This is a genomic window from Aureimonas frigidaquae, assembly GCF_001463905.1.
Classification (GTDB): domain Bacteria; phylum Pseudomonadota; class Alphaproteobacteria; order Rhizobiales; family Rhizobiaceae; genus Aureimonas; species Aureimonas frigidaquae.
Window position 1 is genome coordinate 286,775 of sequence record NZ_BBWR01000008.1, and the last position, 12,947, is coordinate 299,721.

The following is a 12,947-nucleotide window of genomic DNA, read 5'->3' on the forward strand; positions in this document are numbered from 1 at the left end:
GAAGTCGGGGCCAGACCCAGCGCCCGCGCCCGCTCAAAACCCAAGGCGAGGCGAAGGCACTGCATCTGGATCGGGAAATCGATAGTTTGCGCGCACCTTCTGGCGCAGGCGCAGGCGCCCTAGCCCATGTTGGCGAAGACGATCGCGACCAGCGCGACGAACCCGCCGGCGGTGATGTCGGTCTCACGCTGGGGCACCAGCGCGGCCAGAGCCAGAACGACCGCCAGCAGCAGGAAGAAGGGCACCATCATTGCTCGGTCTCCAGAACGATACGAACGTCAGCCATGCGGGCGCCGTAGGCAGCGACCAGTTTGCGAGCCTCGCGGCCCACCCATTCCAGCGAGCCCCTGACCCGGGCCAGAACTACGTCCGTCTGCCGGTCCACGACCGCAAACAGGCTGTGGTGCTCAGCTGAAAGCTGATCCTTGGGCCGATACAGCCGCACTGGCGGCGATTTGGGGCGTTCGCGGTACATCGGACTCCGCGAGGCCGAAACACGCGCCAGCGCCTCTTCCTGGCCGAGTGTGTGGATCTGGGTGTTGGAGCACCAATCCTTCGACGCCTGACCCGAGCCCAGCATGTCGTCGTGGCTCTCGCGCAGGCGGGCCAGGTACATCGACCGGCCACGGTACTGCGGCGCCATTGGTGTCTGCGTGGTGTCGACCAGCACCCGGCCGCCGGATGAATGGCGCACGTTCTCGTTCAGGCTCATGACCTGCTCCTCGATCAGATTTTGAAATTCAGCGGCTCGCGCCACTAAGAGGAGGCGCTCAGAACCGACTAGAGGCGCGCGTCATGAAAGACGCGCAGAAGCACACCCGATCGGGTGGCTTCCGGTGATGGTGGCCCTTAGGCCGCCATCAGCTGAGCGGTTTCGTTACGCTCGATCATCATCGTCTGCAGGCGGCTGGACAGCTCCAGCAACTCGGCGTCGGACAGGCCCTCGATCTGGCGCATGATAAGGTCCACCCCGACGATCGGCTCATCGGCCGCCTCGACTGCCCCTTCCGGCGCGGCTTCCGTAACAGTCTCGGCAGCCGGTGCGGCTTCCGCTGGCTTGTCCTCATCCTTCGGAGGATTGAGAAGAGCGATCGAGTTGGGGCATTCGGCGACGAAGTGGCAAACCTTGCCGTACTTCTCGAATGAGTTGCCGACGCCAAGCGCCGTCATGTGCGCTTCCATGAGGCGGACGACTTCCGTTTCGGCCGCGGCGACCCTCATGTCGCCGATTTCGGCCTGCTTTTCAGGCGAGGAGATCGCGCTGGCCATGATCTTGTCGGCCATGGTGAAGACCTTGGAAATCCATGATGGGCAGTTGTCGCCCAATCCAAGCCGGATTGCCTTGTTCGTCTTGCCCTTCAACTTGGCCATGAGGACAAGCGCCGTCATCTGCACCTGCACCTTGCCGGTCTTCTCTGCCAGACGCTTGACCGCTTCCGTTCCCGTGAAACCGCTCATTTTCAAAACCCCGTTTTGTTAGAGCCTAACAACCTTGCCGGTGGGCATAGCTTCGCCGGTGCGCTCAAGGCGCGGGGCTAGCAAAGGTCGCAGGTATGGCCAGAGGCTAAGGCCCTCGGCCTGCCCCCCGGTGAGGCCCTCCCCACCGGCAAATCTGTTATCCCATGGCCCAATCGGGGCCGGAAGGGGGAAGGAGTACACCTTAAACTGTTGTTTTTGCTGTGGTATTGGGCGCAATGGAGAGACACACGCCGCCAAAAAATTTTGCACTTTTTATGTAATAGTACCTCCTACATAGAAACAGCCTGTTTCAAGAGCCAATTCCACCATTGCAGTAGCAACTACCGCTGGAAATCGCCCGCTGCGCGTGCTCTGATCCAGGTCCAGACCCACCTCCAGGACCGGCCCATGCTTCGCTACCTGCTACCGCTGGTGATGATAGGCTTAGCATCACCGGCATCGGCCGACATTATTCGCTTGCAATGCCTGTCGGTCGTTTCGGTGCCCAGCTCGGAGCTGTGGGAGAACTTCGATATCAGTCTCAACGACGGCATCATTTACTGGAGCGTGGTTCTCCACGACCGTAGCTTCGAACTGAATTACCGCATCACCCGTGCCACTGACGCGGAAATCATAGCAGCCCATCCCAAAGGCGGAGGCCTCAGTATCCGGCTCGATCGATATAATTCCACCGTAGAAACGGTGGGGACTGCCGACACAAAACGTAATTGCCGCTTAAAGACACGCCAATTCTAATCATCAGGACCACTCCCAGACCATGTTGCGTTACCTGCTTCCCGCACTGCTGCTCGCTTCAGCCACAACTGCTGTTGCTGAGACTGTCCAACTTCGATGCGCTGCACATAACTCCGCCCTTCGAGAAGGCATCTACCAGGACATAACGGTCGACTACGGCCGCAAGCGGATCACCAAAGTAGACTACAACCCACGATACGGTTCAGAGACGGAGTCCTGGGGTATCGTAGAAATTACTGACACATTGATCGTTGGCGAACGTAAAGGGTCTATGTTGCAGTTCTACATCGACCGTATAAATCCCTCGTGGTGGATTGAGTCCCAGATATTCGACGTAAACAAGCGACCATGTGCAGTAGCCAGACAAAAGTTTTGACTTTTAACTTTGGTTCCATAACGTATAGTATGGCATTTTCTCCAGACGTAAGAAATCCGGACCACTCGACCCGCCTTTTCTCTTGGCTGATCTTGATGCAGACCCTAGCCTCAGCCCGGTGCCTGTCTCAAGATCGAAAACTGGAGGTATTATAGTATCAGTGGATCGAACCCTCCACCGAGCTCATCCACATCCGGCCTCTAATGCCCTCAACGATCCTGTCGAGCTCGGTTTTCGCCCGCTCCAGTCCCACCGACGACACCAAAATCTCCGAAATTGCGATCAGCATCACCGCAATTTGGGCCTCGCTTGGCACCTCATCGTCCGAGACACTGCGGGGAGCGATATGCGTCGTCAGCATTGCGCCCCCATCTCGGTCGGACACGGCACGCCTTCAAATTCCTGGAAGCGGACATCGGGCCAGCTTTGCGAAATTTCGCTCAACGATGAAGGTCTCGACCAGACATGCTCGAGGACAATCATGGCTCGGTCCGCTTTGGGTAGTCTCTCGGCCTTCGGTCCTTTTTACGTGTCGTCCGCATACTTGGATGACCGCGGATGGCGCTGTCTGCGAAAGGCACACTCAAAACGCACCGGTGAGGATGCGACTGACGGATCCGAAGGACAGGCGAAGACGGGCCGAAACCGGGCTGGCCGCTTTCTGGTCGTCGACAGGTGAAAGCCGCCGTCATTGAGCACTGCTGGCAAGCGTCGGCTGCCGACCAAATTGAGAGATGTGGCATCGTTGAAGTGACCGGCAGCTTTTGCTGGAACCCACCGTCGGCTCGTATGACTTTCCCGTTTGACAATGCTGCCTATTTCGGTCGCAACGCACTGTCAGGTGGTTCCTGTTTGGAAACCGCCCGGTTCCAAACATAGGGCGTGGGTCACGGTAGTAGCCGCCGCGTGAGCCACCGCCCGCCTCCGACGACACACGATCGCACTATTCATTCTTGCGTAAGAATTGGTAGGCAACCGGCTCCGCGATGCAATAACGTCGCCGCTGGGGCTTGGGAGAATCGCGCTTGTCACCTGCTGCGTCTATTTCGATCAAAGATACGCTTGTACTTCTCGATGGCCAATATTCGAGCCTTGGAACTGGCATTGCCCAAGGTTCCTATGCGCTTTGGCTTGGCTCGGGCATCTCAAGAGACCGCGTTATCGGCCTCGATGGCGTGCTCGCGAAATTGATAGAATTCTTGCGAAGCAAAGTGACGGCGCACGCTGATTGCGGCTACCGCGTCGCTCTTAACAAGATCATCGACATGGCCGCTCCTGACGCGACCGAACGCGCGCAGATCGACTTTACCGTCCCCAGCGGTCAGTGGGCCTGCATAAAGGCCATTCTTGGCCGGCTCTGGAGCCAATATTCTGCAGTCTTGTCGGTCGAAATTTCCGGTGAACCATTGGACTATCTTCTATGGGATGGCCTCGATTTCCCCGAAACATTCGCGGCGCAAGAAGCCGATGCTGAACATCTAGCTGTAGGCGTGCTGGCGCTTGAGGGGGCCGTCACCGATCTGGCGACGGCAAATTGGGATGGGCTCCTCGAAGCCGCCATGAGGGAACTCGGATATGACGAGACCTTCTACCGGATCACGGTGACCGGCCAAGATCTCCGCAATCCGGCCGCAGCGGCGAAGCTCTACAAATTCCACGGCTGCGCTTTGAGGGCAATTGCCGAGGAGGGTACATATCGTCCCCTCCTGATCGCGCGCTCGGCCCAAATTACCGGGTGGAACGCTGATAATCGATTCACGATCGTTCGCGATCAGCTCCACGCGCTTGTTCAAGCCAAGCGCACGTTGATGATCGGGATGTCTGCGCAAGACGAGAACATCAAGCACCTTTTCGCCAAGGTGAATCAGCAGAATGGTTGGAAGTGGACGGACGCGCCAACGCCGGTTGTCTTTTCAGCCGATAAGATCGGCGACGACCAGCGAGACCTACTCATCGTTGTTTACGGTCAGCAAGAATACGAGGCGCATCGGGATAGTATCTGCAGCGAAGCGCGGCTGCAGGCATATGCCAAGCCTCTGCTCTTGGCGCTCGTGCTGAATGTCCTCGCTGCCAAACTTGAGGTGCTCGCCAGCGACGCCCATGCCCCGAATCTCGACGCGGCTGCCCGGACAGCGATTTCAGCGGGCATCAAGGTACTGCGCGACCGTGTCGCCGACGCTGGTAACGGGGATCGCCTCAGCCTAGCACGAGCGATTGCGGCGGGTTTGGCCCGGGCACGACATCAATTGCAGGATGGTACGAGCGCCGCCGGAGTCCAACGCTATTTTCCGTTGGACGACCAACCTGCACATCTCATGCAAGGCAAGCCCGCGCTCAAGAGTTCCGGCCAACGGGAGGCCGCCGTCGCGCTCGGGCTGGTTGGCCTCGAAGAGGCTATTGCCTGGACGAGTTCCGTAGACGATCCCGCAGACCCGCGATCGGGGGCACTTCGCCTAACTTCCTCCGGCGCGAGCGCTCGCGTGTTCCTTGCCGCCAACGACGATAACATCACCAACCTTTTGGACTGCGGAGCATTTGATGAAGCAGATAGCGATGCGGTGGTGATATGCTCCGGACGCGTCGCTGAGCGTCAGCAACGAAGCCCAAGCGGAGATCGAAGAGACGGCTCGATTGGCCCACGTTATATCGCCCTTGGCCCGATGCTCTCGGAGGCAGCAGATCTTGAGGACCTCCGTGATCGCTTTCGCGGGGAGGTCGGACTGTGAGTACGAGTGATCGCGTCGTCGACATCCTAACCCAAGAGGGCGGCTACAAGCCGCTGCCGAAGCCGTTCAAAGTGGGCTCGCAATCGTTCGATTTCACCTACGCTCTCGTCGCTGGCGAGCGAGCCAATGACCTCGTGATCGTCATCGAGTTACGAGGAGATACCGCCGACGAAGCTGTTATTCGGAAAGTCTTGGCGCTCACTCGCGCCCTCGATGTCCAGCGCTCAAGACGGCCTGTTACGGCCGTGCTGACATCGGGGCAACCACGCTCGGAGACAGTGCAATCCATAAGCCGGGTTTGTCGTGTCCTCCCCGTCGGCGCACCGGCAGGGCCTGATGCGGTCGAGGCCGTGCGCGACTGGCTATCCATCCTTCTGCCGCTGACACAGCCTACGGCCGTCGACACCATGCTTGATTGGGAAGGCGATCTGCGCGCAGTCACTCCAGACACTGCCAAGGCTCCGTTGATGGATGCCTTCGTGGCCGCGGCACCTCGCGGGAAAGCTGCCGTCGAAGCGGTGCTGGCGAACGATATCACCACCAGCGTCAAGGTTATCCTCGATGACGAAGGAGACGGGCAATGACCGGTCCGCGGCTGAAGAGCCTGATCATCGAGAATTTCCGGAGTCTGCGTGGCAAGGTCGTGATCCCGCTCGATGCTCAAGTTGTGCTCGTTCACGGCACCAACGGTATGGGCAAGACCAGTGTGCTATCCGCGCTCGAACTGGGCCTCACGGGAAAAATTGCTCACCTGGCGGCGGATGGAGAGGGCTACAAATCGTACTTGACTACGCTGGATACTGGCGGCGGTATGATTTCACTCGCTACCTCGGCACCGCATTGCGAGGGTGGACGGACAGAAGGCACCCTGGAGTTCAACGACGGGACTTTTACGCCAACGCCATTGCTCGATGCGCGTGATGGCCGCTTCTTCGCGGAGCGTTGCTATCTGCCCCAAGCGACGTTGGGTCGCCTGCTCGAAATCTATGACGACCAGAAGGCCGATAGCACGTCGCCTTTGACGCTGTTCGTCAAAGAACTGCTCGGCCTCGATCCTTTAGATGCCTTGGTTGATGGCCTGGACCCGGCGTTCAACGTGACGCGCGTTCGCCGGATCGCGCCAGATTACCGTCGTGCGGAGATGTTGAATACATCGTTGCAGGAGCAGGTAGACAAGACGGATCGCGCCATCGCTGCAGCTACAACGGAGGCCGAGGCTCGTCGCGCCAGAATCAACGAGATTCAAAGTAATGTCGGTGGCAACACACCACTGATTGTCACGGACGAGACCGATCTGAGCGCGATGCGTGCCGATATTCGATCGGCGCAGGACGAAGATCGCGGCCTGAGCGACCTCAGCCGGCAGCGTTCGGAACTGCGGGGATTGCTCGAGCGGTGGCAGTCGCTGCCCCCGGAAGATGCCAGCCGCGATCTTGCTGAGAAAGAGCGAGCCGACCAAGCCGCGTCCAATTCATTCATTGCTTGGCGATCCGACGTGCGAACGGGGAATGCACTGGATCGAGCGATCGACACTGCGCGGTCGGCCTTTTCAGACGTACCGTCGCTGGACGATGGAGCAGAAAAGGCCCGAAGCGAAGCTTTGCGCCGCGCCGCGGGCGAAGAAACGCGCTTGGAATCGCTCCTCGCCACACACGCAGCGGCCACCGAAAACATCGAGAAGCTAAACGCCGTCGTGCAGCGCTCCACGAGCCGCATCGAGGAATTGAACAAAGACCTAGCCGGTTCTGCGGAAGATGCGAGATCGCTCGCCACGGCACTGGCCGGGGTCGTCCCGCATATTCACGGCGAGACATGCCCCGTCTGCGATCGTGATTTCGCCCAACAGGACGTCGGACCGCTATCGTCACATATCGCGGCCAAGATCGCGTCTCTCACCAGCGAGGCTGGTCGTTTGCAGGCGCTTGCGACCGCACGAGCGGAAGAAAGCGCACGCTTATCCGCAGCGCAGCGCGACCTTCTGGGTGCGGGCAATGGCCAACTGAGCCCTGACGATGTTGCGGCGCATACGGTCCGCAAGTCGCAGATGGCTGATTTGATCCAGCAACTGCGGTATCTTGAGGCGGTCGCTCAGGAAGGCGTCCGCTTGCTCGCCGCATCTGCTAGCGCCCGCCACACCTTGGTGCTTGCGAGGCGCCGTGACGAACTGTCGGTATCGATGCTCCCCGAGATCGAAACCGCAGTCCAGGCCGCCTTGGGTCAATCGCCAAGCGGGTATCCCCAAATAGAAGACGCACTCAATGAAGCCGCTCGGGCCACCGAAGCTAAGATAGCAGCGGCCGAGCGGGTGAGCTCACTTCGCATCGAAGCGATCGCCGAACTGGATAGCCGCACTCGCGACTTGGAGAAGCTGCGCACATTGCAGTCTGAGCGAGACCGCGATCGGAAGCGACTGACCGATGTCGAAAAGGCGCTCAAGAAGGTCGAGATCAGCAGGGGGCACGCGAAGAAAGTATCGGCAGCCGCTGATGCGGTCCGCTCGAAGATCGTGAAGAAGGTTTTCAGCAGGTCGCTGAATAAGGTCTGGCGCGATTTGTTTGTTCGGCTGGCCCCGTCCGAGCAGTTTGTGCCGGCGTTTCGACTGCCGACGGGTTCCGGCGGTAAGGTCGAAGCTATTTTGGAAACATTGCATCGGTCTGGCAAGGCTTCCGGATCCCCCGGAGCGATGCTCAGTCAGGGCAATCTAAATACCGCTGCGCTGACGCTGTTTTTGGCCCTTCATCTCTCGGTGCCGGTGCGGATGCCTTGGCTGGTGCTCGACGATCCCGTTCAGTCCATGGATGATGTCCACACGGCGCAGTTTGCAGCGTTGCTGCGGACATTGGCAAAAGGCATGAATCGGCAGGTCATTATCGCGGTCCACGAGCGCGCTCTGTTCGATTACCTGACTTTGGAACTGAGCCCAGCCTTCCCTGGAGACAGCCTGATGGCTGTCGAGATCACGCGAAATTTTGCGGGGCATGCCGTCGCAACGCCTCGCGCGTTCACGTTCGAAGAGGATCGCGCGATTGCGGCCTAGCTGTGCGCCGCGGGTTCCCAGGTGCTGTCTGTCGCCAATACCCTGCCGAACGGGCGGACGCGGAATGTCAGCCCAGCGACAGCAAGCTCCCGTTGAGCACATTCCTTGATAAAGACCGCTTTGTCCCAACGCCAGTCGCTCTGACCGCCGTTCCGAACTCAGTTCACGAGCGGCAGGTTTCAGGATCGCGCGGGATCAATCCGAACGGCTAAGATGGGCGCAAAGCAGCTTTGTCCCAGTTTCGTGTTCGGGATCGAATGGTCCTCTTGAGGTATGCTTAAAGCGGACCGGACGGAACGTCACGCGAATGCCATCAGGTCAGTCATTAGGCGCACGGCAACTATTAATCCTGTCTTGCCACAAGCAGACACGCGTGTAGCGGCCAAGCCAATTAAGGCGGGTCACCAACATGGCGCCGTCTGGACGACGGGAGTCGATGATCGTGGCGAGCCTGACACGCTTTCACGCTCCGTGCCAGATGCCGTTTTATTAAAGATGGTCGAACATCCTATGGCGGAAGCTTCGTCATCTGCATCCGAGATCTTGATGAAGCGTACTAACTCCATGACAGACACGCTGGCTATCACCGCCAAACTTGAGCCAATCGTGTCCGGCAAACCCGGTGCACTTCAACTTGCTGCTGACAGATATGGCGGCATCGCGATGACGCAGCGCGGACCTGCTTGTTCGAGCCTACCTAGCCATCGATCCATGGCACCTATCAGGTGTGATGCCAGTTGGTCGGCCGCAACGTTCCAATTCACGTTCTGCAGTTGCTCCAGGATTTCGAGGTGTTCAATGAGGGCGTCCTTGATTTGCGATAGCGGAATGCCGAGTACGGGATCAAACAGATGCCGCGTGGGTGCGAACAGCACGTGCGTTCGCTTCAGCGCCATGACTATTTCTCGATTGGGGCATCCTCCGAGGATGTCGATGTGGAGGTCACGCTCGATCTGGTCGAATTTGTCACTGTCCACTAAATCGTTGCGAAGCAGATCGCGTATCCGGATCTCAGCTTGCTCCAATTGCGGCGACCTAAGTCTCGGAGCGACCAGCATCAGTGCTCGCGGCTCCAGCAGCTGTCTCAACTCGAAAAGATCGCGTATCCAATCCTCTGTAAGTCGACCCGCGATCCAAGTGCCACTGCGGCTTTTTGCAATGAGGCCGAGGCCATGCATACGCGCAAGCACGTCACGGGTAACCGTGCGGCTAACCTCGAAATGATCGGCTAACCGGACCTCGTTGATCTTAACCGACTGGTACAGCATCTGCGTCAGGACCTCCTGTTCGACGGAGGTGTAGATGCGCTCCCACTGACGCGACTGGTCGAGGCTGATGTCGTCGAGATGGGCGCCCACGCCGGCTGCGGGTCGTGCCTCACCCCGAACGAGATACCCCCGACGTCCCTGCGACGTTAGCAGACCCGCGGCCTCCATTTGGGCGAGCGCACGCCGAACGGGCGACCGGCTGACGCCGAAGACACGGGCTAGTTGCAACTCGACGAGGCGTTCGCCCGGCTGCACGGCGCCGCTTCGAATAAGATCATGGAGCCGTGCGCGTACCTGGTCGGAAAGGCTGGTGGTCTGATTGGCGTCCAATACTCGCTCCCTTCGGGGTCTCGCCGGTTCGCCCCCGAGGAGGAATCCAACTGCCCACCACTTCCCTATTGCACAATGGGTGCAATGTACAATAGACCTACGCTCTATTATACGGGTTGGGAGGGCCGGATATGAGAAGAAAGATCGTTGCCTGCGCTGCGGCGCTGATGGGTTGCGTCGGCGCTGCGAAAGCGGAGGAGGTTATCCGCTTCGCGCACATGAACGGAGCGTCGCACTTCGTTCATACCGAGGCTGCGGCATTGGCCGATCGCATCCGCGAGCGCACGAACGGAGAGGTTCGCATCGAATTGTTTCCGTCAGGGCAGCTCGGCGAAAGTGCGCAACTGGTCGAGCAGATGTCCTTCGGCGCGGATCTCATGGGACAGGTGCAGGCCGGCAATCTGGCAGATTACGTCCCCGACTACTCAATCCTCGTCTATCCGTTCATGTACGGCGGAATCGAAGACGTCGAGCGCTTGATCGGATCGGATCTCGTCAAGGAGCTCAATGAGCAGGTGCTGGGCAACAATCTACGGGTCCTGTGCTACCTGCACTATGGAACACGCGACCTCTACACCCGAAGCAGGGAAGCGCGCTCCCCGGCCGATACGAAGGATATGGCCATCCGTGTCCAGCCGGTGACCATCTACACCGAGATGGTCGAGCGCGTGATGGGCGGGTCGCCCACGCCCATTCCCTGGCCCGAAGTGTATTCCGCACTCGCACAAGGGGTGATCGACGCAGCGGAGGCTCCTCCATTGTCGATCATTGACCAGCGCCACTATGAGCACGCCCGTTTCCTGATCCAGACCAATCATATTCAGGATGTCGTGCCGCTCGTCATCAGCGCGGCGCAGTTTGACCGGCTGAGTCCAGAGCATCAGGAGATCCTCCAGGCGGAGACCGACGCTGCGTGCGACGCAATGTCGGCCGCTTCGATCGCTAGCTACGAGGCCGGAATCGCCACGCTGCGCGAGAACGGAATGACGATTATCAACGACGTGGACCGCGCAGCCTTCGCCGAACGCGCCGGGACCATCGCCGAGTCCTTCCCAGAGTGGACGCCGGGGCTTTACGACCGCGCCCGCGCCGTGATCGACGGCAAATAGAAACGGCCTGCGCACCGCACGGGCCATCGGCCCGTGCGGTGCGCATGCGTTGCACGTCCGCAGCCTATCCACGGGACATCAGGCCATGAACACCGAACGCGGAGCCATTCGCTGGCTGAACCGTATTGAGAACGCCATCGTCTGCGCGATCACTGCCGTAGCGATCTTTACGCTTCTCGCAATTGTCGTCATCGTCTTTACGGCCGTCGTCATGCGATACGGCTTCAACAGTGCAATGGTCTTTTCCTACGATATCTCGACGCTCTTATTCGCTTGGCTGATCTTCCTGGGCCTCATCGTAGCGGAACGCGACGGGGCCCATATGGGCATCGACGCGATCGACAGGGTTCCCGTCGTTTGGCTGCGCCGGGTGGTTGTGACGGCCCGATACGCGCTGCTTTTGGCAACGGCCATCTACCTTTGCCGGATCGGCATTAGCCTGGTCGAGCGCTCCGGCAATCAGATCCCCTCGCTCCGCATATCGGCACGCTGGTTGTACATGGCGCTGCCCATTGGCTTTGGGCTGCTGAGCCTATCGTATCTTGGTCGCCTGCTTCGCGTCTGCTTCATGCGAGGCGAGGTCTGACCATGCTAGGCTATATCGCAATCTTGTTCGTCGTCCTGCTGCTGCTTGGCGTTCCTGTCGGCTTGATCCTGATCATGCTGTCGCTGGTCTACGTGCTGTTCGAACCGGCGGTACTCGACGTGATCTACGCACAAAGGCTGATCGTCGGAACGCAGAGCTTCCCGCTGATCGCGGTGCCGCTCTTTATCCTGACGGGCGAGCTTATGAACATTTCCGGCATCAGCCGTCGGGTCATGGCGTTTGCAGGTGTTCTGACACGGCGCTTCTGGGGGCGCATGGCCCTGACGAACGTCGCGTTGAGCACGCTCCTCGCGGGCATGTCAGGCTCGTCGAATGGCGATGCGGCCATGCAGGCCAAGATCATGGTCCCCGAAATGCTGCGGCGCGGCTATCCGCGCGGATACTCCGTGGCGCTGACTGCCGTCACCTCTCTTATCGCTCCGATGATTCCGCCGGGGATCGGCCTGATCCTCTTCGGCTTCGTAACCAATGTCTCGATCGGCCAGCTTTTCGCCGGTGCGATCATCCCCGGCTTTCTCCTGGCGGCGATGTTGATGGTCCAGGCGTCGGTCACAAGCAGGCGCAATCGCTGGGAGCCGCCGCAAGAAGGCCCGCCGGACATCCCTCTGGGCCGGGCGTTCGTTGCAGCATTGCCTGCGATCCTGCTGCCGGCAATCGTTATCATCGGCATTCGTGGCGGCGTTTTCACGCCCGCCGAAGCCGCCAGCGTGGCAGTCATATACACCGCTGCCTGCGTCATCGCCTACCGCGAGGCCAACTGGCGTCAGGTGCTCGCCGCGCTTAAGTCGACGGTCGTGGCGACTTCTGCGATCCTGCTGATCCTCGCGGCTTCGGCCGCCTTGAGCTGGATCCTGACCTTCGAGCGCGTACCACAAACCGTTGCGGAAGCGATGCTGGGACTGACGGCTAACGCCCATCTCATGCTTCTCCTGGTCGGTCTGCTCCTTCTCATCGCCGGGGCCTTCATCGACGGAACGGCGCTCATCCTTATCCTGGGGCCCATCTTCCTGCCGGTCGTAACCGAACTGGGCGTCGATCCTGTGCACTATGGGGTGATCTTTGTGCTGATGGCGCATCTGGGGGGTATAACTCCGCCCGTCGGAACGATCATGTTCGCAACGTGCACGATCACCAGGACCCCGCTCTCCGAGTTCATGCGGGCCATCATACCCTTCATCCTGAGCTATCTGGCTTTCACAATCGTCATCATCTTCGTCCCCTGGTTCAGCCTCGCGCTGACGGGGCGCTGATCGGATGGTCGATCCATATCGCGGGGAGAA

At 59.6% G+C, this 12,947-nt stretch carries 12 protein-coding genes; 7 read left to right on the forward strand and 5 right to left on the reverse strand.

Features of this window, described 5'->3' with window-relative positions:
* Window positions 1–119 precede the first annotated feature (119 nt).
* From AUL30_RS20205 to AUL30_RS09615, 3 genes are all read right to left on the reverse strand, one after another.
* A complete protein-coding gene (locus AUL30_RS20205) occupies window positions 120–251 on the reverse strand; it encodes a hypothetical protein (protein ID WP_280137393.1) in 132 nt (43 codons plus the stop codon).
* Window positions 248–712: a hypothetical protein gene (locus AUL30_RS09610; protein ID WP_157070028.1), complete on the reverse strand. Its 465-nt coding sequence runs from the start codon at window positions 710–712 to the stop codon at window positions 248–250. The genes AUL30_RS20205 and AUL30_RS09610 overlap by 4 nt, the downstream gene beginning before the upstream one ends.
* Window positions 713–849: 137 nt before the next feature.
* On the reverse strand, window positions 850–1,401 hold the full coding sequence (locus AUL30_RS09615; protein WP_157070029.1) for a hypothetical protein: 552 nt from the start codon (window positions 1,399–1,401) through the stop codon (window positions 850–852).
* A 465-nt stretch (window positions 1,402–1,866) separates the two neighbouring features.
* Between AUL30_RS09615 and AUL30_RS09620 the strand changes: the two genes are divergently transcribed.
* Window positions 1,867–2,214 carry a hypothetical protein gene (locus AUL30_RS09620; RefSeq protein WP_062227640.1) on the forward strand — a complete coding sequence of 116 codons (348 nt, stop codon included), beginning with the start codon at window positions 1,867–1,869 and terminating at the stop codon, window positions 2,212–2,214.
* 533 nt (window positions 2,215–2,747) lie between these two features.
* On the opposite strand, the gene AUL30_RS09625 is transcribed toward AUL30_RS09620, so the two are convergent.
* On the reverse strand, window positions 2,748–2,951 hold the full coding sequence (locus AUL30_RS09625) for a hypothetical protein (RefSeq protein WP_062227641.1): 204 nt from the start codon (window positions 2,949–2,951) through the stop codon (window positions 2,748–2,750).
* Between the two features lie 664 nt (window positions 2,952–3,615).
* Between AUL30_RS09625 and AUL30_RS09630 the strand changes: the two genes are divergently transcribed.
* From AUL30_RS09630 to AUL30_RS09640, 3 genes are read left to right on the forward strand one after another with little or no spacing between them, the layout of a single operon-like run.
* Window positions 3,616–5,316, forward strand: a complete 1,701-nt coding sequence (locus AUL30_RS09630; RefSeq protein WP_083507807.1) for an SIR2 family protein — start codon at window positions 3,616–3,618, stop codon at window positions 5,314–5,316.
* Window positions 5,313–5,900, forward strand: coding sequence for a hypothetical protein (locus AUL30_RS09635; RefSeq protein WP_062227643.1), 588 nt, complete (start codon window positions 5,313–5,315; stop codon window positions 5,898–5,900). The genes AUL30_RS09630 and AUL30_RS09635 overlap by 4 nt, the downstream gene beginning before the upstream one ends.
* The gene (locus AUL30_RS09640; RefSeq protein ID WP_062227644.1) at window positions 5,897–8,353 is read left to right on the forward strand and encodes an AAA family ATPase; all 2,457 of its coding nucleotides are present in this window, start codon (window positions 5,897–5,899) and stop codon (window positions 8,351–8,353) included. The genes AUL30_RS09635 and AUL30_RS09640 overlap by 4 nt, the downstream gene beginning before the upstream one ends.
* Window positions 8,354–8,982: 629 nt before the next feature.
* On the opposite strand, the gene AUL30_RS09645 is transcribed toward AUL30_RS09640, so the two are convergent.
* On the reverse strand, window positions 8,983–9,951 hold the full coding sequence (locus tag AUL30_RS09645; RefSeq protein ID WP_062227645.1) for a GntR family transcriptional regulator: 969 nt from the start codon (window positions 9,949–9,951) through the stop codon (window positions 8,983–8,985).
* Between the two features lie 131 nt (window positions 9,952–10,082).
* Between AUL30_RS09645 and AUL30_RS09650 the strand changes: the two genes are divergently transcribed.
* The 3 genes from AUL30_RS09650 to AUL30_RS09660 all read left to right on the forward strand — a co-directional run bounded on the left by AUL30_RS09650 (window position 10,083) and on the right by AUL30_RS09660 (window position 12,917).
* The gene (locus AUL30_RS09650; RefSeq protein ID WP_083507808.1) at window positions 10,083–11,060 is read left to right on the forward strand and encodes a TRAP transporter substrate-binding protein; all 978 of its coding nucleotides are present in this window, start codon (window positions 10,083–10,085) and stop codon (window positions 11,058–11,060) included.
* An 85-nt stretch (window positions 11,061–11,145) separates the two neighbouring features.
* Window positions 11,146–11,646: a TRAP transporter small permease gene (locus tag AUL30_RS09655; RefSeq protein ID WP_062227647.1), complete on the forward strand. Its 501-nt coding sequence runs from the start codon at window positions 11,146–11,148 to the stop codon at window positions 11,644–11,646.
* Between the two features lie 2 nt (window positions 11,647–11,648).
* Complete coding sequence (locus tag AUL30_RS09660; protein ID WP_062227648.1) at window positions 11,649–12,917, forward strand: TRAP transporter large permease; 1,269 nt, start codon at window positions 11,649–11,651, stop codon at window positions 12,915–12,917.
* The last annotated feature ends 30 nt before the right edge of the window (window positions 12,918–12,947 follow it).

Bases quoted from the DNA above. Each gene is read 5' to 3' on its own strand.
- AUL30_RS20205 (WP_280137393.1), bottom strand. From the start codon at position 251: ATGATGGTGCCCTTCTTCCTGCTGCTGGCGGTCGTTCTGGCTCTGGCC.
- AUL30_RS09610 (WP_157070028.1), bottom strand. From the start codon at position 712: ATGAGCCTGAACGAGAACGTGCGCCATTCATCCGGCGGCCGGGTGCTG.
- AUL30_RS09620 (WP_062227640.1), top strand. From the start codon at position 1,867: ATGCTTCGCTACCTGCTACCGCTGGTGATGATAGGCTTAGCATCACCG.
- AUL30_RS09625 (WP_062227641.1), bottom strand. From the start codon at position 2,951: ATGCTGACGACGCATATCGCTCCCCGCAGTGTCTCGGACGATGAGGTG.
- AUL30_RS09640 (WP_062227644.1), top strand. From the start codon at position 5,897: ATGACCGGTCCGCGGCTGAAGAGCCTGATCATCGAGAATTTCCGGAGT.
- AUL30_RS09650 (WP_083507808.1), top strand. From the start codon at position 10,083: ATGAGAAGAAAGATCGTTGCCTGCGCTGCGGCGCTGATGGGTTGCGTC.
- AUL30_RS09655 (WP_062227647.1), top strand. From the start codon at position 11,146: ATGAACACCGAACGCGGAGCCATTCGCTGGCTGAACCGTATTGAGAAC.
- AUL30_RS09660 (WP_062227648.1), top strand. From the start codon at position 11,649: ATGCTAGGCTATATCGCAATCTTGTTCGTCGTCCTGCTGCTGCTTGGC.